Source organism: Amycolatopsis vancoresmycina, assembly GCF_000716785.1.
GTDB lineage: Bacteria > Actinomycetota > Actinomycetes > Mycobacteriales > Pseudonocardiaceae > Amycolatopsis > Amycolatopsis vancoresmycina.
The window spans coordinates 77,195-100,782 of the sequence record NZ_JNYY01000008.1 but is presented as its reverse complement, the minus strand read 5'-3'; the positions used below and the strand labels follow the sequence as shown (position 1 = coordinate 100,782).

The following is a 23,588-nucleotide window of genomic DNA, read 5'->3' as shown; positions in this document are numbered from 1 at the left end:
GCGGGTTAGAACCCGCCTTACCACTCACGAGAGCCGCGGGAGAGGGCGAGACCGGCGCGGAGGACTCCGGCCGCGTGGAGCATGGCTGCGCGGGCGTCCGGGTCCACGCCGACGCGGTTCGCGAAGCCGTGGAGCTGGCCTTCGTGCCTTCGGTGGACTACGGGGACTCCGGCGGACGCGAGCCGGGCCGCGTAGGCCTCGCCTTCGTCGCGGAGGAGGTCGAAGCCGCACGTGGCCACGTACGTCGGTGGGAGGCTGTCGAGAGTCTCGTCGTACATGACCGAGGCTCGCGGGTCCGTGTAGGACGCCGGGTCGCGGAGGTACTGCGCTCGGTACCAGGCCCATTCGTCGCGGTCCAGGCGGAAGCCGGAGCCGAACTGCTCGTGGGACCGCGACTCCCCGAGGGCGTCCGTCGCCGGGGTCAGCAGGAGGCTGAACGCCGGGCGGGGCAGCTCGCCGCGGGCCGCCGCGTGGGCCACCACCGCCGCCAGGTTGGCGCCGCTGCTGTCGCCGCCCACCGCCAGCCGGGCCGAGTCCACGCCGAACTCCGCCGCGTGGGAAACGACGTACGCGAACCCCGCCACCGCGTCCGACGCCGCCGCCGGGAACGGGTGCTCCGGGGCCAGCCGGTAGCCGATCGACACCACCCGCACTCCGGCCTCCTCGGCGAGCAGCCGGCACGCGCCCTCGTGCGTGTCGAGGCTGCCGAGCACGAACCCGCCGCCGTGGAAGTACACCAGCGCCGGGCCGGGCGCCGGGACGCCGGCCGGTTCGTACCGCCGCAGCGGCAGCGCGCCGCCCGGCCCGGGCCACGTGGACTCGCTGGTCCGGACACCCGGGCAGATCCCGGCGCCGGCGAGCGCGCCCGCCAGGTTCAGCTCGGTCCGGGCCCGCGCCAGGCTGCCGTTGCGGTGCGGCGCGTCGAACGGCGCGAACCGCGACACCCGCATCAGCATCCGCGCGGTGGGCACCGGCTGCCGCCCGTCGACGACGACCGGGCGCCCGGCGAGCACCCGCAGCACCGGCGCGGGCAGGCGCAGCAGCCACCGCAGCCCGGTCATGATCGACCACACGAGCGCCCGGCGGGACAGTCCGTTCAGCACACGTCCACAAAAATCGGGTTCGCGTACAACCACAAGTCCTCGAACGGGTTCGCCTGCCCGATGACGTCCGGCGCCGGCTCCCCGGCGCCGTTCGTCCCGCGGATCCGTGCGTAGAACGGGTCCCGGACGTTGCGGAACGTGTGCCGGTACCCGACCTGCCGTCCCGGCGCCCACCGCGGCTCGAACGATTCGACAACTCGGGTGCCGGGCGCGGTCATCGTGTCGCGGTCGGCCGCCGGGCCGGTGACCGGGCCCGCGACGACGTCCAGGCGCGCCAGCCGCGGCACCGAGCCGCCGCCGTTCGGCCGGGACGCCAGCCGCGCGGAGACCACGACCGTGACGTCCGAGCCCCGCCGCACCCGCAGCCGGCCGCCCAGCGTCGCCGAGGAACCGCCGCTGTACGCGCCGACCTGCAGGTCCGGCACGAGACCGCCGTGCGACAGCCAGATCCGCCCGGCCCGCAGACCCTCCAAAACGCCTTCGAGGCTGCGCCGGGTGACGCCGACGTGCGTGCGGCTGAACTCGCCGGGGTAGAAGTCCGCGTACGGCGGCACGAACTGCCGGACGCCGCTGTCGACCGGGTCCGGGAACTTGCCGGTGCCGTCGTACCAGCCGTCCGGGACCGGCGGGCGGACCAGCGTGTCGCCGCGGTTGTAGTGCGAGTCGGAGTTCGTGGTGATCCACCACGGCTTGCCCTCGGCGAGCAGCGAGTCCCACAGGCCGCCGACCTTCGCCGTCGCCCAGTCCCAGCCGCCGAACGTCCGGTACGCCTCGGCCGGGAAGCCCGGCCACGAGTTCGCGCCGGGGCTGTTCGCGTAGCCGCCGCGCGCGCCGCCGTTGCCGAGCGGCTTCGGGAACCCGTCCGCCTGCGCCCCCGGCGCGCCCTCCATGCCGATCACGATGTGCGGTGCGGCGTCGCGGTAGGCGCGCAGCTCGTGCGGGGCGACGCGGCCGTTGCGCAGCGGGTGGTTGATCAGCACGACGGGCGCGTGGATCCGCCGCGCGCGTTCTTCGTCGGCCAGCCAGCGCAGCGCCCGCAGCGCGAGGGCCTCGTTCGCCGGGCTCGACGCCTCCGAGTTCGTCAGCCGCCAGTCGAAGGTCCGCTCGAACTCGCGCAGCTTCGCCGCCTGCTGCGCGCCGGCCTGGAAGAACACGGTCGCGTGCTCGGCGCCGGGGACGTTCCACTCCATGCCGTGCCACAGCAGCAGGTCCGGGTACTTCCGCCGGGCGGCGAGGAAGTCCGCCTCGGTCGGCTCGACCGACACCTTCTCGTGCTCGGCGTGGCCGTGGTCGGTGAAGACGATCCAGTCCGCGCCGTGCGCCCGCCCGCCGGCGGCGATCTGGTCGATCCGGTACATCGCGTCGTACGAGTACTGGCTGTGCGTGTGGTGGTCGCCGACCAGCCACTGGTAACGGCCGCACAACCGGCCCAGGTCGGCATCGGCGGAAGCGGAGGCGGAAGCAGGGGCCAGGAGGGGCACGCCCGCGGCGGCGGCCGCGAGGCCGGCGCCCTTGAGGAAGCGGCGTCTGTCGGTGGTCACGGCGGGACGCTAAGCCGCCGGGGTGAACGCGCGGTGTCCCGGCGGCCAACGTGTGCTGTGATCTTCGGTGTGGAGGAGAAGCCGCTGGCCCGCGTGCTCGTGCCGGTGATCACCCTGGCACTGATGGCCGGCGTGGGGCTGGCTTTCGGCGTCGCGGCCCTGGTCCGGCCGCCGGACCTGCCGGTCGACACGAACCCGGCGCCGCTGGCCGGGCACCAGCTGTGCGCGGCGGTCGTCGTGGTCTTCCCCTCCGCCGCCGAGATGGGGGCGGCCGAGCCGTCGCTGCGTGGCGACCCGAAGGCGCGGCGGGTGTTCGTGGACCCGCCGTCGGTCTCCCTGCTCGCCGTCCCGGGCACCGACCTGGAGGCGTGGGCGCGGGACCTGCACGCCCGCTACCGGACCGCCGAGCGCGTCACGGTCATCGACTCGGACGCGACGGCGGCGCAGCTGAAACTCACTGCGCCGCCGCCGAAGTGCCCGCGAGAGGGCGAGTACTAGCTACGCCGTCGGGACCGAGGCCACGCCCGGAGCGAGGAACGGCTTGCCGTTCACGCGCTCGGACACGCCGGAGCGGTCCAGGTACGGCGTGATGCCGCCGTTCCAGAACGGCCAGCCCGCGCCGAGGATCAGGCACAGGTCGATGTCCTGCGCCTCGGCGACCACGCCCTCGTCGAGCATGATCCGGATCTCCTCGGCGATCGCTGACAGCGCCCGGTCGCGCACCTCCTCCGAGGTGGACGGCTTGTCACCCTGCGTCCACAGCTCGACGACCTCGGGGTCGGCCGACTGGTTGCCCTTGTCGTCCCAGACCCAGACGCCCTTCTTGCCCGCCTTGACGAACTTCGCGAGGTTCTCGGACACGGTGAACCGGTCCGGGAACGCCTCGTGCAGCGTCTCGCCGACGTGCAGCGCGATGGCCGGGCCGACGAGCTGCATCAGCGTCAGCGGCGTCATCGGCAGGCCCAGCGGCTCGAGTGCCTTGTCGGCGACGTCGAACGGGGTGCCCTCGTCGACGGTGACCAGCACCTCGCCGAGGAAGCGCAGCAGGAGCCGGTTGACGACGAACGCGGACGCGTCCTTCACCAGCACGCTGGACTTCTTCAGCTGCTTGCCGACCGAGAACGCAGTCGCGAGCGAAGCGTCGTCGGTCTGCTCGCCGCGGACGATCTCCAGCAGCGGCAGCACGGCGACCGGGTTGAAGAAGTGGAAGCCGACGACCCGCTCGGGGTGCTGCAGCTTCGACGCCATCGCGGTGATCGACAGCGACGAGGTGTTCGTCGCCAGGATCGCCTCCGGCTTGACGTGCTGCTCCAGCTCGGCGAACACCTGCTGCTTGACGCCCAGCTCCTCGAAGACGGCTTCGATGACGAAGTCGGCGTCGGAGAAGGCGGCCTTGTCGAGCGAGCCGGAGACCAGCGCCTTGAGCCGGTTCGCGCCGTCCGGGGACAGGCGCTTTTTGCTCAGCAGCTTGTCGATCTCGGCGTGGACGTACCCGACGCCCTTGTCGACGCGCTCCTGGTCGACGTCGGTCAGCACGACCGGCACCTTCAGGCGGCGGACGAACAGCAGCGCGAGCTGGCTGGCCATCAGGCCGGCGCCGACGATGCCGACCTTGTTCACCTTGCGCGCCAGGGACTTGTCCGGCGCGCCGGCCGGGCGCTTGGCGCGCTTGTTGACCAGGTTGAACGAGTACAGCCCGGCGCGCAGGACGTCGGACATGAGCAGCTCGGCGAGGCCGTCGGTCTCGGCCGCGTAGCCGCGGTCGAGGTCGTTCTCGCGGGCCAGCTCCAGCAGTTCGACGGCCTTGGTGGCGCCCGGCGACGCGCCGTGCGTGCGACCGTCCACAAGGGACTTGGCGCGGGCGATGGCCGCGTCCCACGCGGAACCGCGGTCGATCTCGCGTCGCTCCGGCTTGATCTCGCCGTTCACCACGCGGGCCAGCCACAGCAGCGACTGCTCGAGGTAGTCGGCGCTGCCGAAGACCGCGTCGACGATGCCCAGCTCGGCCGCCTGCTTGACGTTCAGCATCTTGTTCTGCGCCAACGCGTTCTCGATGATCACCGTGACGGCCGCGTCCGCGCCGATCAGGTTCGGCAGCAGCTGCGTGCCGCCCCAGCCCGGGAACAGGCCGAGGAAGACCTCGGGGAAGGCGATCGCGGCGGTGTTCTCCGACAGCGTCCGGTAGTGGCAGGACAGCGCCAGCTCCAGGCCGCCGCCCATGACCGCGCCGTTGACGAACCCGAACGTCGGAATCGACGACTCGGTGAGGCGGCGGAACACGTCGTGCCCGGTCTGGGCGATCTCGCGGGCCAGCTCCGGGTCGCTGACGGCCTCGACGCCGGACAGGTCGGCGCCGACGGCGAAGATGAACGGCTTGCCGGTGACGGCGATCGCGGCCGGCTCGGCCTCGAAGGCCTTGTCGATAGCCGCGTTCAAGGACACGAGCCCCTGGGGGCCGAAGGTGTTCGGCCGGGTGTGGTCGTGGCCGTTGTCGAGCGTGATCAGCGCGACGGGCTTGGTGAGCCCGGGCACCTTCACCAGCCGCGTCACGGCGTGCGTGACGACCTCGTCCGGGAAGGCGGCCTTCGCTGCTTCAGCGGTGAAAGTCATTACTTCGCCCCCTCGAAGGCCGGGTTCTCCCAGATCACGGTGCCGCCCATGCCGATGCCGATGCACATCGTGGTCATGCCGTACTGCACGTCGGGCCGCTCGGCGAACTGGCGGGCCAGCTGCGTCATGAGCCGGACGCCGGACGAGGCCAGCGGGTGGCCGCAGGCGATCGCGCCGCCCCACTGGTTGACGCGCGGGTCTTCGTCGTCGATGCCGAAGTGGTCGAGGAAGGCCAGCACCTGCACGGCGAAGGCTTCGTTGATCTCGAACAGGCCGATGTCGTCGATGGACAGGCCGGTGCGCTTGAACAGCTTCTCGGTGGCCGGCACCGGGCCGATGCCCATGACCTCCGGCTCGACACCGGCGAAGGAGTAGCCGACCAGCCGCATCGCGACCGGCAGGCCCAGCTCGCGGGCGGTCTCCTCGTCGGCGAGGATCGACGCGGTGGCGCCGTCGTTGAGGCCGGCCGCGTTGCCCGCGGTGATCCGGCCGTGCGGGCGGAACGGCGTCTTCAGGTTCGCCAGCGTTTCGAGCGTCGTGCCGGGGCGCGGCGGCTCGTCCTCGGTGGCCAGGCCCCAGCCCAGCTCCTTCGAGCGCGTGGCGACCGGGACCAGCTCGGGGCCGATCTTGCCGGTCTTGACGGCTTCGGCGTAGCGCTCCTGGCTGCGCGCGGCGTAGGCGTCCGTGCGCTGCTTGGTGATCGCGGGGAAGCGGTCGTGCAGGTTCTCGGCGGTCTGGCCCATGACGAGCGCGGTCGGGTCGACGAGCTTGTCGGCGATGATCCGCGGGTTCGGGTCGACGCCTTCGCCCATCGGGTGGCGGCCCATGTGCTCGACGCCGCCGGCGATGGCGATGTCGTAGGCACCGAAACCGATGCCGGACGCGACGGACGTGACTGCGGTCATCGCGCCGGCGCACATGCGGTCGATCGCGAAGCCCGGCACGGACTTGGGCAGCCCGGCGAGCAGCGCGGCGGTGCGGCCGATGGTCAGGCCCTGGTCGCCGATCTGGGTGGTGGCGGCGATGGCCACCTCGTCGACGCGCTCGGGCGGCAGTTCGGGGTGCCGCCGCAGCAGCTCACGGATGGCGTTGACGACGAGGTCGTCGGCGCGGGTGCCGGCGTAGATGCCCTTGTCGCCGGCCTTGCCGAAGGGGGTCCGTACCCCCTCGACGAAGGCGACGGTGCGCACGCCCCGCGCGTTCGGCGCGAGCGGCGTTGCTGGTGCGGCCACGAATGCTCCATGAAGTAGACAGGGGTTCCTGCCCGCACGATAGCCCTTGTTACCCGTCGGTAACCAGGGGTGTGGCCCGGTCGAGTGGGCTACGGCACACTCCTGGGTTCCATCGTCCGTCCCTTCACGAGCCACGCGACGCCGAACGCCTCCACGGCGACGGCTTCGAGCCACAGCGCCGGGTGCAGCGACGGCGTCAGGCCGAGGTACTTGGCCAGGGCGATCAGCACCAGGCAGGCGAGGATCACGCCGCCGCAGGCGCGGTAGAGGGCGCCGAACTTCTCCGGCTGCTCCCCGTCGTGGGGGAACAGGCGGAGGCAGAAGTAGGCGAGGGAGAGGAAGAACACCGCCGCGAAGGCGAGGTGCAGGACGCCGGAGGTGCGGTCCCACGGCGTCACGTCGTGGTCCGGGGTGGTGGGGAACAGCGCGAGGCCGATCGCCCCGATCCCGGCGACGCTGCTGACGAGGTTGTCGACCCGGTCGTGGCCGTAGTAGGCGAGGAGGAACACCCCGGCCGCGCACATCGCGCCGACCAGGACGTCCCGCAGGTCGGTGTAGTAGTAGCTGCTGAGCGAGCTGGCCGGGCCGCCGCCCTGGCTGAGCTGCTTGCCGAGGATGAGGACGAACGGCAGCGCCAGCCCGATGAGCCCGATGGCGCGGCGGAGGAACAGGTAGGAGTGGACGAGGGTGCTCTGCGGGGATCTGGTCGCCGTGGTCATGGCCGCCTCCGGGGGTTCACTGAGGTCCATCGGCGGCCAGGTGCCCACGGCTGAGGCTTGTTACCGCGCAGTTGTCCAAGTTCTCAGCTGATCGTTACGCAGTTCGGCGAAGGTGCGGTCGATCGCGACCAGGCCGCCGCCGGTCCAGGCGAGCCAGCCGTCCGGCAGCGGCGCCACTCCGGTGCTTCGGCGCCGGCCGGCATCAGTGTCGACCGGCCGCGCACCCCGTTTATCCGACGCCGAGGTGCGCCAGCCAGCCGCCCTTCGCCGAAATGTCCTCCGCGCCCTCCGTGGCCGCCGGTTCGCAGAGGAACCCCGGTACGTGCCTACCGTCGGCCAGCTCCAGCTTGCCGATGGCCAGGGGAGCCGGGATGCCGGCCACGAACGCGCCGAATCCCGCGACCGGCAGCTCCCAGACCTCCGCCGCGATCGGCACCCCGCCGGAGGCGACCCGCACCAATCCTGGCTTCGGCGGCACCGTGTCCAGCGCGTACAGCCGGTATGAAGCCGCCGTCGAGACCGCGGACACGAACCGGCCGCCCCGGGAGGTCAGCTCGTGGTTCAGCGGCTGGCCCCGCAGGTGCGCGCCGACGACCACGATCGGGACCCGCTCCTGCCGCAGCCCCGCCAGGGCCGCCAGTTTCAGGTCGTCGTGCGGGGCGCCCAGGAACATCACGCCGAACGGGCGGCCGGCCACCGACCCGGCCGGGACCGCCAGCGCCGACAGGCCGAACAGGTTGGTGGCGTTGGTGAACCGGCCCAGGCGGGCGTTGACCGCCACCGGGTCCGCCGCGACTTCGGCGAGCGTCGGGTGCTCGGTCGTCGTCGGCAGCAGGAGCGCGTCGACACCGGCCAACGCCGCCAGCGCCTCCGCCCGCAGCGCCGCCAGGGTCGCCTGGTCGGCGAACAGCCGGTGGGCGGGGATGTCGCGGGCCGGGCCGATAATCGAGGCCACGACCGGGTCGACGGCGTCCGGGTGGGCGTCGATGAACTCGCCGACCGCCGTGTACCGCTCGGCGACGAACGCGCCGCCGTACAGCAGCTGCGCCGCCTCCAGGAAAGCCGATATGTCCACAATGGTCACTTCGGCGCCTGCCGAGGTGTAGTCCGACACCGCCGCGTCGAACGCTTCGGCCCAGCCGTCGGCCAGCGGGCCCAGCTGCTCCGGTGACGGCACCCCGAGCCGGAACCGTCCCGTGTGGACCTGAGCGGGTTCGGCCAGGCAGGTCAGCGCGAACGACGCTTCCTCGACGGTCCTGGCGAACAGCGACACGCAGTCGATGCTCGCGCACGCCGGGACGACCCCTTCGGTGGGCAGCAGGCCCGGCGTCGGCTTGAGCCCCACGATCCCGTTGAACGCCGCGGGCACCCGGCCCGAGCCCGCGGTGTCCGTGCCCAGGGCCAGGTCCACGATGCCCAGCGCGACCGCCACCGCGGACCCCGAGCTCGAGCCGCCGGAGACGTACGCCGGATCGACCGCGTTGCGGACCGCGCCGTACGGGCTGCGCGTGCCGACCAGGCCGGTCGCGAACTGGTCGAGGTTGGTCGTGCCGAGCACCAGCGCCCCGGCCGCCCGCAGCCGCGCGACCACCGGCGCGTCGGCCTCCGGCTGGTACGCGTAGTCCGGGCAGCCCGCCGTCGTCGGCAACCCCGCGACGTCGATGTTGCCCTTGACCGCCACGAGCTTGCCGTACAGCGGCAGGCCGCGGTCCGCCAGCGCCGCGGCTTCGGCCAGAACTTCGGCTTCCGGCCGGAGGTCGATCCAGATCTCGGGCCGGTTCACCCGCTCGATCCGCCGGTAGGCGGCCCGCACCCGCTCCACGGCGGTGTTCGATGCCGCCTCCGCGGGACGGAGTGCGTCGGCGCTCATCCCAGCACCACCAGGGGCGTTCCGGGCGCGACCTGGTCGCCGGGGGACACGAGCACTTCGACCACCTCACCGCTCGCCGGGGCGGGAATCCGCGCCTCCGTCTTCATCGCTTCCAGCGTCACCAGCGACTGCGCGTGCTCGACGCGCTCGCCCGCGGTGACGTCGACCCGCCACACGGTCGCCGCGAACGGCGCCTCGACGACGTGCCCGCCCGGTGGCGCCTCGACCCGGGCCGGCGGCCGGGTGACCGGCTCCGGTTTCGGGTCGAACTCGCCCGCCGCGGCCCACGCCTGCCGTTCCGCCTCGAACGCCGCGGCCTGCGTCGCCCGGAACCCGGCGATGCTGTCCGCGTTGTCCGCGAGGAACTTCTGGTAGTCCGCCAGGGCGAAGGAGCCCTCGGTGGTGTCGAGTTCCAGCTGCCCGGCCGCACTCTTCGCCCGCAGGTCCAGCAGTTCGCCCGCCGACACCGGGTACCACGAGATCCGGTCGAAGAACCGCAGGTTCCACGGCTGCTCCCCGCCGTGCCAGCTGTTCCACACCTGGACCGTCCGCCCGACGAACTGGTAGCCGCCCGGGCCCTCCATGCCGTAGATGCACAGGTAGGCCCCGCCGATGCCGACGGAGTTCTCCGCCGTCCACGTCCGCGCCGGGTTGTACTTCGTCGTCACCAGGCGGTGACGTGGATCCAGCGGCGTCGCCACCGGCGCACCGAGGTAGACGTCGCCGAGGCCGAGCACGAGGTACTCCGCGTCGAACACCGTCCGGTACACGTCGTCCACACTGGACAGTCCGTTGACCCGCCGGATGAACTCGATGTTCCACGGGCACCACGGCGCGTCGTCGCGGACGCCGGTCATGTACCGCTCGATCGCCTCGCGCGTGGCCGGGTCGTCCCACGACAGCGGCAGCCGGACGCTGCGGCTCGGCACGACGAGGTCGTGCGTCGGCGGCAGGTCGCGCTCGAGCTCGCGCACCAGCCCGAGCGCCTTGCCGACCGGCAGCGCGTCCGGGTCGACGTGCACCTGCAGCGACCGGATGCCCGGCGTCAGGTCGACGATCCCCGGCACGCCTTCGGCCGCCAGGCGCTCGGCCAGCGCGTGCACCCGCATCCGCAGCGCGAGGTCGAGCTTCATCTCGCCGTACTCGACGAGCAGGTTGTCGTCGCCGCTGCGGCGGTAGGTGACCGACGGCTCGCCCGAAGAGCCCATACCGTCCGATGAGGACAGTCGCGCCAGGACACCGCCGTCGTCGCGCGCCGCCCGGCTGGGCTCGATCGCCGACGCCGGCCGCGTCCGCAGCGCGGCCGCGTGGTCGGCGCCGATCGGCACGAACCGCACGGTGTCACCGGGGCGCAGCTGCCCGAGCTTCCACCGCTCGCCGGTGGCGACCGTCGCCGGGCAGACGAACCCGCCGAGGCTGGGCCCGTCCGGGCCGAGCAGGATCGGCAGGTCGCCGGTGTAGTCGACGGCGCCGATCGCGTACGGCGTGTCGTGGATGTTGGACGGGTGCAGGCCGGCCTCGCCGCCGTCGGCCCGCGCCCACTGCGGCCGCGGCCCGACGAGCCGGACGCCGGTGCGCGCCGAGTTGAAGTGCACCTGCCAGTCGGTGGCGTAGAACGTGTCTACGTCGTCCGGGGTGAAGAACTCCGGGGCCGCGTGCGGACCTTCGAGCGCGCCGATCGTCCACTGGGGAGCGAAGTCCGGCCGGTCCGCCTCCGCGACCGGCCCGACGACGGGGTCCGCGGGGGCCGGGCCGGGCCGCAGGACGTCCCCGGCGGCGAGCGCGCGGCCGCCGTGCCCGCCGAACCCGCCCAGGGTGAACGTCGCCGCGCTGCCGAGGAACTCCGGCACGTCGACGCCGCCGCGGACCAGCACGTAGCTGCGCAGCCCGGCCGTGCACGCCCGGACGTCGAGCGTCGCCCCCGCGGGCACCTCGACCGGGGTCCACAGGGGAATCCCGGTGCCGTCGACGAGGACGGTCGTGGGCGCACCGGTGACGCAGACCTCGGTGGCGCGGGAGAACCGCAGCGCGACGCCGTCCACAGTGCACTCCAGGCCGGGCGCGCCCTCGGGGTTGCCGAGCGCGAGGTTGCCCAGCCGCAGCGAGAGGTCGTCCATCGGGCCGCTCGGCGGCACCCCGACGTGCCAGAACCCGGTGCGGCCCGGCCAGTCCTGCACGGTCGTCATGGTGCCGCCGCGGACCACGTCGATCCGCGGTTCCGCGTCTTCGACGATGTCCAAAGTGGACGTGTCGTGGGCGGCGGTGCCGAAGGCCGGGTCGGCGGCCGCCGACCGCAGCTGGCCCAGGTTGGTCTGGACGCCGTCGAACCGGGTCGCGGCGAGCGCTGCCCGCAGGTGTGCCAGTGCCTCGGCCCGGTCGGTGCCGGTGCAGATCAGCTTGGCCAGCAACGGGTCGTAGTGCGTGGTGACGGTCGTGCCCGGCTCGACCCACGTGTCGACGCGGACGTCCGCGGGCAGGGTGACCCGCGTGACGAGCCCCGCGCTCGGCCGGTGCCCGGCACCCGGGTCCTCGGCGTACACGCGCGCCTCGACGGCGTGGCCGCGCGCGACCGGGACCGCGCGGAACATCCCGCGGTCGCCCTGGGCGAGCCGCAGCATCCAGGCCACCAGGTCGACGCCGTAGACCGCCTCGGTGACCGGGTGTTCGACCTGCAGGCGGGTGTTGACTTCGAGGAAGGCCGCCTCGCCGCGTTCGGGGTCGTAGACGTACTCGACCGTGCCCGCGGAGCGGTACCGCACCGACGAGCACAGCGCGACGGCCGAGTCGGTCAGCTGCTTCCGGACGGCCTCGGGGAGCTCCGGTGCCGGGCACTCCTCGACGACCTTCTGGTTGCGCCGCTGCAGGGAGCAGTCGCGGGTGCCCAGGGCCAGCACCTCGCCGAAGCCGTCGCCGAAGACCTGGACCTCGACGTGCCGCGCGCGGGTGACCAGGCGTTCGAGGAAGACGCCGGAGCTGGCGAAGCTCTTGGCCGCGACGCTGCGCACGGTGTCCCAAGCGGCGCGCAGTTCGCCGGGGGACGCGCACGCGCGCATCCCGATGCCGCCTCCGCCGCCGGTCGCCTTGAGCATCACCGGGTAGCCGATGTCCGCCGCGCGCGCCAGTGCCTCGTCCACATCGGACAGCAGGCCGGTGCCGGCCAGCAGCGGCACGCCCGCCGCGATCGCCGCCTCGCGCGCGGTGTGCTTGCTGCCGAACACCTCCAGGTGCTCCGGCGACGGCCCGGCGAACGCGATCCCGGCGTCTTCGCAGGTCCGCGCGAAGGCCGCGTCTTCCGACAGGAAGCCGTAGCCGGGGTGGACGGCGTCGCAGCTGGTCTCCAGAGCCGCGGCGATGATCGCCTCGGCCCGCAGGTAGCTTTCCGCCGCGGGGGCCGGGCCGAGCCGGACGGCCCGCCCGGCGAGCCGCACGTGCGGGGCGAGCCGGTCGGCGTCGGAGTACACCGCGACGGTTTCCAGCCCCAATTCCTTCGCGCTGCGCAGGATCCGGACCGCGATCTCGCCGCGGTTGGCGACGAGCAGCCTCACTCGCCGCCTCCGGGGGAGGTGACGACCATGCGCACCGGCGTCGGGTCGAAGCCGTTGCAGGGGTTGTTGATCTGCGGGCAGTTCGAGACGAGCACCAGCACGTCGGTCTCCGCGCGCAGCCGGACCTCCAGGCCCGGCGCGGAGATGCCGTCGACGATGCCGAGCGTCCCGTCCGCCTCGACCGGCACGTTCATGTACCAGTTGACGTTGCTGACCAGGTCGCGCTTGCCCAGGCCCCACTTGGCGCCCTCGATCAGGAAGTTCTCGACGCAGGCGTGCTGGAAGCGGGTGTGCTGGCCGTAGCGGAGGCTGTTGGACTCCTTGCTGCACGCACCGCCGAGCGTGTCGTGGCGGCCGCAGGTGTCGGCGACGACGGTCAGCAGCGGCGCGCCCTCCTGCGTGCGCAGGACGCTGCCGGTGGTCAGGAAGATGTTGCCCTGCGCGGCGATCGTCGCCGCCGCGCTGTAGCGCTTGGCGGTGTCGTCCGCGTCGTAGCAGAGGAAGTCGACGGCCTGGTTGCCGCCCAGGTCGACGATCGTCAGCTCCTGGCCCCGCTTCAGCACCGTGGAGAACGGTCCCCGCGCGGGGACGTCGTAGCTGATCTCCAGCTCGGACTCGTACGCCGTGCTCATGCGATCCCCCGGGCGGTGAGGTAGTCGGCGGTGTTCTCGAAGGCGCGCTGCGCCTCCGGCGTGTGTGTCCACTCGGGACTGTCCGGGGTGGTCGGCCGGTCGCGCCAGGCGAGGACCTCTAGCCGGGACACGGTGTGCTCCGGCCGCGGGTCGACCGGGTGGGCGACGTTGGCGAGCAGCACGATGGCCGGGAGTTCGATCCGCAGGTCGACGGCCTTGCCGGCCCCCGCGGAGCCGGTGAACTCCAGCCCGCCCTCGGGCTGCACCCGCACGCCCTGGAAGAAGGACAGGCTCGGCGGCAGGTCCCGCGGTCCGAGGCCGTTCTTGGCCGCGGCCAAGGTGAACAGGGCCAGCCCGGCGGGGGACGGGCCGTGCGGGGAGCCGTCGCCGTAGCGCGCGGTGTTCCCGTCCACAGTGGACGTCCCGCAGAGCGCGTCGTGGCGCCCGCTGGAGTCGGCGACGATCGTGGCCAGCACCCGCCCCTGGTCCGACAGCAGCGCCACCGACTCGCCGAGGTAGGCGTTCCACTGCACCTTGACCGTGTCGGCGACGTTCAGCCGCTCCCACGGCGCCTCGGCGTTGAACAGCAGCAGGTGGGCGCAGGCGTCACCGTCCACGTCGGTCAGGCGCAGCCGCGTCCCGCGCGCCAGCACCTTGTGCGTGTACCCGCCGCCGGCCACGGTCTCGGCCCAGGTCAGCGCCTCGGGATCCACCTCGGGGACTTCGGACGGCCAGCTGCTCGCCGGGATCGACGGCATCGTGTCGACCACGGTGCCGGCCTGCGCGCGGGCGTGGTCGCGCGCTCCGTAGGTCGTGGCGGTGGTGCTCATGGTCGTCCTCTCTCAGGTCGCGGGTTCGAGGGCGGGAGCCGGGCGCAGCCGCAGCCAGCAGAGCCAGCCGATCACCAGTGCGCCGCCGACGAACTCTATCGGGAACAAGAGCATCCAGGGGGAGCCCGAACCGGCGAGATCGTAGATCTCCGCACGCGGCCAGGCGATGTTGACGATCATGGCGATGCCGTAGAGGACGGCTGCGCCGTTCAGCGGAACGCCCCACCGGCCCAGGGAGAACCGGCCGGGCTCGGCCGGGAAGCCTCCGCGCAGCCGCTTGATCAGCAGCGGGCCGGTCACCAGCAGGTAGGCCAGGTAGACGACCACCACCGACGTCCCGGTGATCGTGCTGAACAGCGTCGGGTTGCCGACGTTGAGCAGCAGCAGCCCGATGGCCAGGCCGCCGGACAGCAGCGCGGGCGCGACCGGCGCTCCGGTGCGCGGGCTGACCCCGGCGAGCCGGGCGGATGCGGGGAGCGCGCCGTCGCGGGCCATCGCGTAGATCAGCCGGACCGTCCCGGTCTGGATGGTGAGGGTGCAGACGACGACGGCGACCGCGACGTCGGCGAGGAAGACCCGGCCGAGGGTGTCGCCGAAGACGGCGGTGATCACGTACGGCAGGCCGTGCCCGGCGAGCTGCCCGTCGGTGAGGCTCGGCGCGGCCATCAGTGCGGTGACGACCACCGCGAGGCCGCCGATGCCGGACACGAGCACCGCCCGCAGCACCGCCCGCGGCGCGGCCTTGCGCGCGTCCTTCGTCTCCTCGGCGACCGAAGCGGCGGTGTCGAAGCCGTAGAGGACGTACGCCGCCATGAGCGCCGACGCGAGCACGCCGCCGATCCCGGCGCTGGTGCCGGGCGCGTCGTGCAGCACCACCTGCGGCCCGCGGACGGCGAACAGGAGCAGCCCGGTGACGAGGACGACGACTCCGAGGAGCTCGGCCGCGACGCCGACGTCGTTGATCCGCGCCATCAGCCGGACCCCGCCGGCGTTGACCGCGGTCGTGAAGACGAGCAGCAGCGTGCCGAGCAGCACGGCGTTCGCGGCGCCGGTCGGCGACGTCACCGACGGGTCGCCGCCGACGAACTGGAAGCCGTCCCACACCGACGGCAGCACGACCTGCAGCGCGATCGCGGCCGCGGCGAGGGCGACGATGCAGCCGAGCAGCATCATCCAGCCGGCGAGCCAGCCGAGGAAGCCCTTGCTGAGCTGTTTCGCCCACTGGTACACGGATCCGGCCAGCGGGTAGCGGGCGGCGAGCTCGGCGAAGACGAGGGCGACGAGCAGCTGACCGGCCAGGACGACCGGCCACGTCCAGAAGAAGAGCGGGCCGCCGAAGGTGTAGCCGAAGCCGAAGAGCTGGAAGACGGTGGTGAGGATGGAGACGAAGGAGAAGCCGGCGGCGAAGGCGGAGAACCCGCCCAGCGACCGGCGAAGCTCCTGGCGGTAACCGAAGGCGGCGAGTTCGTCGGGTGGCGTCATGCGGGGACTCCTTGTTTCGATCGCACGACAGAAATTAGGTTCGCGCCGCGACGCGATGATCTCCGCCGGGTTAGGGATCCGTTAACGGCCGGATCGACACGGCGTCAATGACGACATCCGGGCGTAACCGTGCCCGGCGTGTGCGTGTCGCGGCCGAAGACCTGGCAAGATCACGTCCGTGGTCAAAGGGTCGGGAGTCGGCAGGCCGAGGGCGAGTGGAGCGGCGGCGAGCCGCCCGGACGCGCGCCAGGCGGTGCTCGACGCGGCGGGGGAGTTGTTCACCGGAGCCGGGTACGCGGCCACGACGACCAGAGCGATCGCCGAACGCGCGGGGCTGCGCCAGGCGTCGCTCTACTACCACTTCCCGGCGAAGGAAGACATCCTCGCGGCGTTGCTGGCCGAGACGGTCCGCCCGTCGCTGGCACTGGCCGCCCGGCTCGTCGCGGGCGAGGCCCCGGCGGCGGTCCGGTTGTGGGCACTGGCGTACGCGGACATCGGCCTGCTCGGCGGCGCCCGGCACAACCTCGGCGCGCTGTACCTGCTGCCGGAGGTCGGATCCCCGAACCTGGCCCGTTTCCGCACCGAGCGAGCGGAGCTGAAGGCGGCGTACAGCCGCCTGGTGGCGGCTTCGGGCGTGGCGGCTGCGGCGGTGGGGATCCGGACGGACCTGGTGTTCGGGCTGGTGGAGAGCATCGCGGTGATCCGCCGCGACGACCCGGCGCTGGACGTCGAAGCCCATGTGCGCGAGGGCGCCGACGGCGTGGTCCGGCTGGTGGGGCTGCCGGAGCCGACCGACGGGCTGCGCGCCGAGGCGCACGCCCTGCTGGCGGCGCTCGCGGACTAGCGGGGCAGGCTGGGCCGGGCGCCGCTGTTCAGCAGGTTGCTGATGATCCGGGACAGCTCGCGCATCGTGCGGATCCCCAGCTGCATCGACTGCGCGCCGACGCGCACCGGGCGGATCGCCGCGCGCAGCGGTGCGTTGATCGCTTCCAGGGGGCGGATCTGCGTCAGGAACTCCGTGATCCGGGTCTCCAGCGCCGTCAGGCCGATCAGCATTTCGACGAATTCGTCGTATTCGCGGCGGGCGCGGGCCAGCAGTTCCGGGGTCATGTGCGAGTCCATCAGGCGCATGTACGAGCGGATCGTCGAATCGGTTTCCGCGACCGTCGTCTCGAACGCCGTGCCGACCTGCTGGACGTTGACCGCCATCGGTTTGATCGTGTCGGCCGCGCGGACCACCCTCGCCTTGATCGCTTCCGGGCGCAGGCCGGCCACGTCGCCGGTCAGCTGGCGCATTTCCTCGGCCAGCTCGTCCAGCGAGTGGCTGATCGCGTCGAACTGCCGTTCCATCAGCTCGCCGATCTTCGTGAGGTTTTCCTTGTATTCCTGCAGTCCGGGGCCGTTGCGTTCCGGGGCGACCCCGGCCAGGAGCAGCCGGTCGCACTTCTTCAGCTTTTCCAGGGCCGCCTCCGCCGAGCGGATCGCCCGGATCAGCTTGTCCGCCACCACGTCGATCGTGCGCCGCCACTCCGCGGTGCCCGCGCCGGCCAGCACCGCCTCCTTGATGTCGACGTACTGCAGCTTCTCGATGATCCGGATGTTGGCGTCGTCGCTCTGGCCGGTGATCAGCTCGTGGCCCAGCACGATCAGCGGCAGGATCAGCTGGGTGAGCCCGAGCTCGTTCGCCTTGGCGTAGAACGCGGTCAGCTCTTCCCGGCAGGCGCCGCTTTCGTAGAAGTAGTCCACGAACACTTCGACCTTGCGCCCGTGCGCCGAGGCGCAGAACTTCTCCAGCGAATTCTTGAGCGGTGTGACGAAATTCAGAAAACTGTCATCTTCGTGGGTGAAGCTGAGAAAGCACTGCACGGCGGGCTGATCGGACATGAAATCGGTCATCGGGATACCTTCGGGCGGTGCGGCGTTTCCGGCGCAGCCTAGGGCAGCCGGTGCCCGGCCCCGCGCCGTTTCCCGAAGGGCCCGGCGAATTGTCCCGTATCTGTCAGGAAGCGGTGGCCTGCAGGGCCTTGCTCAGCACGGCCGCCGTCAGCTCGATCTGCCACGGCCGGGCGCCGCCCGCGCGCAGGACCTCCGCCACCGCGTCCTCGTCCGTCTCGGCCGGCGGGCGCCAGCACGTGCGGCGGACCAGGTCCGGCAGCAGCAGGTTCTCCACCGGCAGCCGGCGGTCCTCGGCGATCGCCGTCAACGCCGCGCGCGCCGCCGCCAGGCGGGCCGCCGCGTCCGGGTCCTTGTCCGCCCAGCGGTTCACCGGGGGCGGGCCGTCCGTCGGCTGCGACGGCGACGGCAGTTCCGACGTCGGCAGCGCGCGGGCCGCCTGCAGGTGCCGCAGCCAGCTCGCGGTGTACTTGCGCTGGACGCGGCCGCTGAACACCGGCAGCGCCTGCAGCTCTTCGACCGTCTTCGGATCGGCCGTGACGGCGTTGACGATCGCGCTGTCCGGCAGGATCCGGCTCGGGGCGCGATCGCGTTTGCGGGCGAGCTCGTCGCGCGCCTGCCACAGCTCGCGGACCGCCGCGAGGCCGCGCGGGCTGCGGATCTTGTGCACGCCGGACGTCCGGCGCCACGGCTCGGCCCGCGGGGACGGCGGCGGGGCCGTCCGCACGTTCTCGAACTCCTGCCGCGCCCACTCCAGCTTGCCCTGGGCGCCCAGCTCCGCTTCCAGCTTTTCGCGCAGCTGGACGAGCAGCTCGACGTCGAGGGCGGCGTAGTTCAGCCAGTCGACCGGCAGCGGCCGCTTCGACCAGTCGGCCGCGCTGTGCCCCTTCTCGAGGGTGTAACCGAGCAGCAGCTCGACGAGCGTCCCCAGCGCCACGCGTTCGTAGCCCGCCAGTCGGCCGGCCAGCTCGGTGTCGAACAGCGCCGCCGGGTGCAGGCCCAGCTCGGCGAGGCAGGGGAGGTCCTGGGAGGCCGCGTGCAGCACCCACTCCAGGTCGTTGAGGACGTCGCGCAGCGGCTGGAGGTCGTCGGCCAGTGCGATCGGGTCGATCAGCACCGTGCCGGAACCCTCGCGGCGCAGCTGCACGAGGTAGGCCTTGGGCCAGTAGCGGTAGCCGGACGCGCGTTCGGTGTCGACGGCGACCGCACCGCTGCCCGCGGCGAGCCGCGCGCAGGCCTCGGCCAGCGCGGACGGTTCGGTGATCACCGGGGGCGTGCCCTCGGCGGGTTCGCGAAGCAGCACAGGGCCGCCCGTGGACTCGATCTCCATCCCGGTGTCCTCGGCCTCTGCACTTCCCATAACCGACGACCCTACGGGACGGGCATACCGCGCCTGGTCTGCCCGCCCCGCAGGGCTGTTTGCTTGCGTCAGCGGATCACGCCGGCCCGCATGGCCAGCGCCACCATCTGGGCCCGGTCGCCCGTGCCGAGCTTGCGCCCGATCCGGGACAGGTGGGACTTGACGGTGAGGGCGGAGAGCGAAAGCTCCTCGCCGATCTCCTTGTTGGACTGCCCGTCGGCGACCAGCTGGAGCACCTCCACCTCGCGAGCGGACAGCTCGCGCGGGGTGTTGTCGGTGCCCGCGACGCGGGTCCCGGTGGCGAGCACCGGAGCCACGCTCGGGTCGGCGTACACGCCGCCTTCGAGCACGCGCCGCACGCCGTCGGTCACGACGACCGGCGACGCGGACTTCAGCAGGTACGCCTGGGCCCCGGCCTGGAAGGCCGAGCGGACCGCGTACGGGTCGTCCGAGGATGCGAGGACCACCACGCGCGGCCAGCCGTGGCTACGGAGTTCCGTGACCAGCTCGATGCCGCTGCCGTCCGGCAGTCCGAGATCGAGGATCGCCAGGTCACAAGGCCCGGTGGCCTGTGCTCGCGCCCTCGCCTCGGCCACCGTGGCGGCTTCGTGGACGGTGCCCGCACCCATCTGTGCGAGTCTTGCTGCGATTGCCTCCCTCAACAGCGGGTGGTCATCGACCACCAGTACCGAAAAGAGCTCTTCCCGCGGGTGCGGAACCATGCTCGCCGGCAACGCGCCGGCTGGCGTGGATCGGACGGCCTGAGAAATGCCGACGGTAGCCACGTCACTACCTCCCTGGAGTCGGTCGTGCCCCCCGACCGGCACCGGGACCTTCGGCCGTTCAGCCGCGCCAGCTTTAGACCGAAAGTGGTGTCGTCGAAGGCACTGTAGCCGTCCTGAGCCCTCCGCGGGGGGATCGAATGGGTATCTATCTCAAACGAACAGTCACTCAGTGGGTTCGAAGTAACACGATCGGGCTAGTACACGGCCGGTTGCTAACGGATAGCCCAGCGAACACGATGCTATGGAGTTACCGGCGGCCAAATGGCCGTGCAGATGAGTCGTGCAGCTTCCGGTGCGCCTAGTGACGGGGGTCCGGATGGGCTCCCCCATCCCTCGGAATGTGGCTCCGGCCGGGGCTTGATCCACTCTCCCCCGCGGGCCCGAGAGTCCGCTCCGGCTCCGCGGATCGTGACTGTCCGTGTCTGTCGGCGGGTCCTGAGGGCCTCCGGGACGCCGAGTTGATCTTGTTGCGGTGCGTGACCGTGCCGCGTCACGAACGAGGAGACGTGAAACGGCCTCAGAGGTCGCGTGCGGCCCGTGCGGTGCCCCGGCGGCCCGTGGGTGCTTCCGGGGGAGCCGGGACGCTGTGAACGGCGTTCAGCGGACGTGAAATGTGCTCACATCCGTACAAGGGGCCGGCTTCGGTACCGGATGCCGCCGCCCGCCGTTGCCGTTTCGTTGCCGAAGTTCGCCCGGACGGTCGTGAGTGGTAAGGCGGGTTAGAACCCGCCTTACCACTCACGACCGGCGTGGGTCAGGAGCCCTGGCGCTGCCCGAACAGGGTCACGCCGACCGGCGGCAGGCCCACGACGCTGGCCATCACCTGGCAGAACGCCTGCCCGTGCGGCACCAGCGAGCCGTCCGCCGGCGTCCACGACGCCCGCAGTTCCAGGTCGTCGGTGCGGGCCGGGCCGGAGATGTCGCCGAAGCGGGCCGACGACGTCTCGGTCACCGTGCCGCCGAGGGCCTTCCAGCTCGCCCCGGACACCTCCAGCGCGTCGGTCAGCCACGACCAGCCGACCGCCGGCAGGAACGGGTCCGTCGCCAGCTCCCGGTCGAGCTCCGCGCGCACGTACATGACGAGGCGCAGCACGCCGTCCCAGCCGTCCTGGCCGTCCGGGTCGTGGAGGAGGACCAGCCGCCCGGACGCCAGCACGTCGGCCGGCCCGGCGACTTCGCAGCTGACCGCGTACGACCACGGCGCGAGCCGCTGCGGCGGGCGCATCGGCTCCAGCAGCACCTCGCGCCGGGGCCGGACGGACTGCAGCGCCGCGACTGCTTCGCGGAAGAGCTCGGGCACTGGCGTCATCGCGGTCACGCACCGACTTTAGGGCGGGCACGCCCCGTTGCGGGCGCAGGCGCGCCGAGGAACCGGGCCGCCCGGGCTCGTGGCACGATTGACGGCGATGTCTCAGACCACGCCCCTGCCGCGCCAGTCCGCCCCGTCCGGCCGCCGCGAGCTGCCCGAAGCCCCGTTCCTGGCCGCCGCGCGCGGCGAACGCCCGGCCCGCACGCCCGTCTGGTTCATGCGCCAGGCGGGCCGTTCGCTGCCCGAGTACCGCGCGCTGCGCGAGGGCGTGCCCATGCTCGACGCCTGTTTCGACCCCGAGATGCTCGCCGAGATCACGCTGCAGCCGGTCCGGCGGCACGGCGTCGACGCGGCCATCCTCTTCAGCGACATCGTGGTGCCGCTGAAGGCCGCCGGCGTCGACATCGACATCGTCCCGGGCACCGGCCCGGTGGCCGCCGCGCCGGTGCGCGACCTCGCCGCCGTGAAGGCGCTGCCGTCGCTCGAGCCCGAGCAGGTCTCGAAGGTCGCCGACGGCGTCCGGTTGCTGGTCGAGCGGCTCGGCCAGACGCCGCTGATCGGCTTCGCCGGCGCGCCGTTCACCCTGGCCAGCTACCTCATCGAGGGCGGCCCGAGCCGCAACCACGAGCACACCAAGGCCCTGATGCACTCGGCGCCGGAGCTCTGGCACGAGCTGGCCGGGCGGCTGGCCGACATCGCCTTGACGTTCCTGCGCGCGCAGCTCGACGCGGGTGTCGACGCGGTCCAGCTGTTCGACTCCTGGGCCGGCGCGCTCTCCGAGCGGGACTACCGCGAGTTCGTCCTGCCGCACTCGGCGAAGGTCCTCGCGGGCGTCGCGGAGTACGGCGTCCCGCGGATCCACTTCGGCGTCGGCACCGGCGAGCTCCTGGCCGCGATGCGCGACGCGGGCGCGGACGTCGTCGGCGTCGACTGGCGGATCCCCCTGGACGAAGCCGTGCGGCGGCTGGGCGGGCGCGCGGTCGTGCAGGGCAACCTCGACCCGGCGCTGCTGCACGCGTCCTGGCCGGTCCTGGAGGCCGAGGTCCGGCGGATCGCCGACGAGGGCAAGGCGGCCGACGGCCACATCTTCAACCTCGGCCACGGCGTGCTGCCGGGGGTCGACCCCGACGTGCTGACCCGCGTGGTCGGGCTGGTGCACGAGCTGTGAAGCGCGTCGCGGTCGTCGGGGGCGGCGTTTCCGGGCTGACCGCGGCGTACCGGCTGCGGGGGCTGCTCGGCCCCGAGGCCGAGATCACGGTGTTCGAGAAGACGACGACGCCGGGCGGGAAGCTGCGCACGGCCGAACTCGCCGGCGTGCCCTACGACGTGGGCGCCGAGGCGTTCCTGGTCCGCCGTCCCGAGATGCTCGCGCTGGTCCGCGAGCTCGGGCTCGACGTCGTCCACCCGACGAAGGCCCGCGCGAAGATCCACGCGGGCGGCACGGTCACCGGGCTGCCGCCCGGCACGGTGATGGGCGTGCCGGCGTCGGCGGAGTCGGTGGCCGGGGTGCTGTCCGAGGCGGGGCGGAAGGCCGTCGAGGCCGAGTCGTCGCTGCCGGAGCTGCGGCTGCCGGGCGGGGACGTGCCGCTGGGGCCGCTGCTGCGCGAGCGCTTCGGCGACGAACTGGTGGACCGCCTGGTCGACCCGCTGCTCGGCGGCGTCTACGCGGGCGGGGCCGACGGTCTCGGCCTGCGCGCGACCATGCCGGGCCTGGCCGCGGCCGTGGCGGCGGGCGCGGGCTCGCTGACCGCGGCGGCCGCTACCCAGCTCCCGGCGAACCCGTCGGCGGCGCCGGTGTTCGGCACCGTCCCGGGTGGCCTGGGCACGGTGATCGACCGGCTCACCGCGGCGTCCGGCGCCGAGCTGCGCACCGGGCTGCCGGTGTGCGAGATCGAGCGGCACGGCCCCGGCTGGCGGCTGCGCATCGGCGCGGCACCGACCGCCCACGCCCCGGCGGACAACACCGCCGAGGCCGACGCGGTGGTGCTGGCGGTGCCCGCGCCTTCGGCCCGCCGCCTGCTCGCGGACCTGGTGCCGGCCGCCTCGGCGGCGTTCGGCGAGGTCGAGCTGGCGTCGATGGCCGTGGTGGCGCTGGCCCTGCCGCCCGGCACGGCGCTGCCCGAGGCGTCGGGGATCCTGATCGGCCAGGGCGAGCGGGACGCTTCGGGCGTGCCCTACGCGTCGAAGGCGTTCACGTTCTCGTCCCGGAAGTGGACGCACTACGGCACCGGCCCGGTCCTGGTCCGCGGGTCGGTCGGCCGGTTCGGCGAGCCGGGCGCGCTGCGCGCCGACGACGTCGAGCTGGTCCGCGTGGTCCGCGACGACCTGGCCCGCCTGACGGGGGTGACGGCGGCCCCGGTCGAGACCCTGGTGACGCGGTGGGGTGGCGGGCTGCCGCAGTACGGCACCGGGCACCTGGAGCGGGTGGAACGGATCGAGAAGGCCGTCGCGGAGGTCCCGGGGCTGGCGATCGCCGGGGCGACGCTGCACGGCGTCGGCCTGCCCGCGTGCGTGGCGACGGCGGAGGCGGCGGCGCAGCGGATCGCGGCCCACCTGACGGACCCCGGAGGTCGCGAATGACTCATTCGCGACGCCGGAGGTCCCGAATGAGTCATTCGCGACCTCCGGCTGACCGCGTGAGGGCGCTCACCTGACCCGTGGCGGCGCCGGTGCCGCC

18 protein-coding genes are annotated in these 23,588 nt (G+C 72.9%); 4 read left to right on the top strand and 14 right to left on the bottom strand.

What is annotated here, in order from left to right; all coding sequences use genetic code 11:
- Positions 1-17: 17 nt before the first annotated feature.
- Both OO60_RS20295 and OO60_RS20290 read right to left on the bottom strand, forming a co-directional pair.
- Positions 18-1,103, bottom strand: a complete 1,086-nt coding sequence (locus OO60_RS20295; protein ID WP_003093811.1) for an alpha/beta hydrolase — start codon at positions 1,101-1,103, stop codon at positions 18-20.
- Complete coding sequence (locus OO60_RS20290; protein ID WP_003093812.1) at positions 1,097-2,644, bottom strand: twin-arginine translocation signal domain-containing protein; 1,548 nt, start codon at positions 2,642-2,644, stop codon at positions 1,097-1,099. The genes OO60_RS20295 and OO60_RS20290 overlap by 7 nt, the downstream gene beginning before the upstream one ends.
- A gap of 57 nt (positions 2,645-2,701) precedes the next feature.
- On the opposite strand from OO60_RS20290, the gene OO60_RS20285 reads away from it, so the two are divergent.
- Complete coding sequence (locus tag OO60_RS20285; RefSeq protein ID WP_003093837.1) at positions 2,702-3,142, top strand: hypothetical protein; 441 nt, start codon at positions 2,702-2,704, stop codon at positions 3,140-3,142.
- Here OO60_RS20285 and OO60_RS20280 read toward each other — a convergent pair whose 3' ends face one another.
- The 8 genes from OO60_RS20280 to OO60_RS20245 all read right to left on the bottom strand — a co-directional run bounded on the left by OO60_RS20280 (position 3,143) and on the right by OO60_RS20245 (position 15,564).
- Positions 3,143-5,254 (bottom strand): 3-hydroxyacyl-CoA dehydrogenase NAD-binding domain-containing protein, encoded by a 2,112-nt coding sequence (locus OO60_RS20280; protein ID WP_003093844.1) that lies wholly within the window; start codon positions 5,252-5,254, stop codon positions 3,143-3,145.
- Positions 5,254-6,444 (bottom strand): thiolase family protein, encoded by a 1,191-nt coding sequence (locus OO60_RS20275; protein ID WP_003093847.1) that lies wholly within the window; start codon positions 6,442-6,444, stop codon positions 5,254-5,256. Before OO60_RS20275 ends, OO60_RS20280 begins: the two co-directional genes overlap by 1 nt.
- A 131-nt stretch (positions 6,445-6,575) precedes the next feature.
- A complete protein-coding gene (locus tag OO60_RS20270) occupies positions 6,576-7,205 on the bottom strand; it encodes a DUF998 domain-containing protein (RefSeq protein ID WP_033261891.1) in 630 nt (209 codons plus the stop codon).
- Positions 7,206-7,434: 229 nt separating this feature from the next.
- Complete coding sequence (locus tag OO60_RS20265) at positions 7,435-9,075, bottom strand: allophanate hydrolase (protein ID WP_003093853.1); 1,641 nt, start codon at positions 9,073-9,075, stop codon at positions 7,435-7,437.
- A complete protein-coding gene (gene uca / locus OO60_RS20260; protein ID WP_033261890.1) occupies positions 9,072-12,620 on the bottom strand; it encodes an urea carboxylase in 3,549 nt (1,182 codons plus the stop codon). The genes OO60_RS20265 and uca overlap by 4 nt, the downstream gene beginning before the upstream one ends.
- Entirely contained in the window at positions 12,617-13,252 is a 636-nt protein-coding gene (locus tag OO60_RS20255) for an urea amidolyase associated protein UAAP2 (RefSeq protein ID WP_003093858.1), read from the bottom strand. Before OO60_RS20255 ends, uca begins: the two co-directional genes overlap by 4 nt.
- Positions 13,249-14,082 (bottom strand): urea amidolyase associated protein UAAP1, encoded by an 834-nt coding sequence (locus tag OO60_RS20250; RefSeq protein ID WP_003093863.1) that lies wholly within the window; start codon positions 14,080-14,082, stop codon positions 13,249-13,251. Before OO60_RS20250 ends, OO60_RS20255 begins: the two co-directional genes overlap by 4 nt.
- Positions 14,083-14,094: 12 nt before the next feature.
- Entirely contained in the window at positions 14,095-15,564 is a 1,470-nt protein-coding gene (locus OO60_RS20245) for an amino acid permease (RefSeq protein WP_003093866.1), read from the bottom strand.
- Positions 15,565-15,742: 178 nt separating this feature from the next.
- Here OO60_RS20245 and OO60_RS20240 point away from each other — a divergent pair, with 178 nt between their 5' ends.
- On the top strand, positions 15,743-16,408 hold the full coding sequence (locus OO60_RS20240; RefSeq protein WP_033261889.1) for a TetR/AcrR family transcriptional regulator: 666 nt from the start codon (positions 15,743-15,745) through the stop codon (positions 16,406-16,408).
- Here the strand turns inward: OO60_RS20240 and OO60_RS20235 are convergent.
- The 4 genes from OO60_RS20235 to OO60_RS20220 form a co-directional block, all read right to left on the bottom strand.
- Complete coding sequence (locus OO60_RS20235; RefSeq protein WP_033261888.1) at positions 16,405-17,460, bottom strand: hypothetical protein; 1,056 nt, start codon at positions 17,458-17,460, stop codon at positions 16,405-16,407. The two genes, OO60_RS20240 and OO60_RS20235, sit on opposite strands and share 4 nt — an antisense overlap.
- A 103-nt stretch (positions 17,461-17,563) precedes the next feature.
- Entirely contained in the window at positions 17,564-18,787 is a 1,224-nt protein-coding gene (locus OO60_RS20230; protein ID WP_033261887.1) for an HRDC domain-containing protein, read from the bottom strand.
- Positions 18,788-18,885: 98 nt separating this feature from the next.
- Positions 18,886-19,602 (bottom strand): response regulator, encoded by a 717-nt coding sequence (locus tag OO60_RS20225; protein WP_033261886.1) that lies wholly within the window; start codon positions 19,600-19,602, stop codon positions 18,886-18,888.
- 754 nt (positions 19,603-20,356) lie between these two features.
- Positions 20,357-20,920: a DUF3000 domain-containing protein gene (locus OO60_RS20220; RefSeq protein ID WP_033261885.1), complete on the bottom strand. Its 564-nt coding sequence runs from the start codon at positions 20,918-20,920 to the stop codon at positions 20,357-20,359.
- Between the two features lie 88 nt (positions 20,921-21,008).
- Between OO60_RS20220 and hemE the strand changes: the two genes are divergently transcribed.
- Complete coding sequence (gene hemE, locus OO60_RS20215) at positions 21,009-22,079, top strand: uroporphyrinogen decarboxylase (protein WP_081911244.1); 1,071 nt, start codon at positions 21,009-21,011, stop codon at positions 22,077-22,079.
- Complete coding sequence (gene hemG, locus OO60_RS20210) at positions 22,076-23,491, top strand: protoporphyrinogen oxidase (protein ID WP_033261883.1); 1,416 nt, start codon at positions 22,076-22,078, stop codon at positions 23,489-23,491. Before hemE ends, hemG begins: the two co-directional genes overlap by 4 nt.
- The last annotated feature ends 97 nt before the right edge of the window (positions 23,492-23,588 follow it).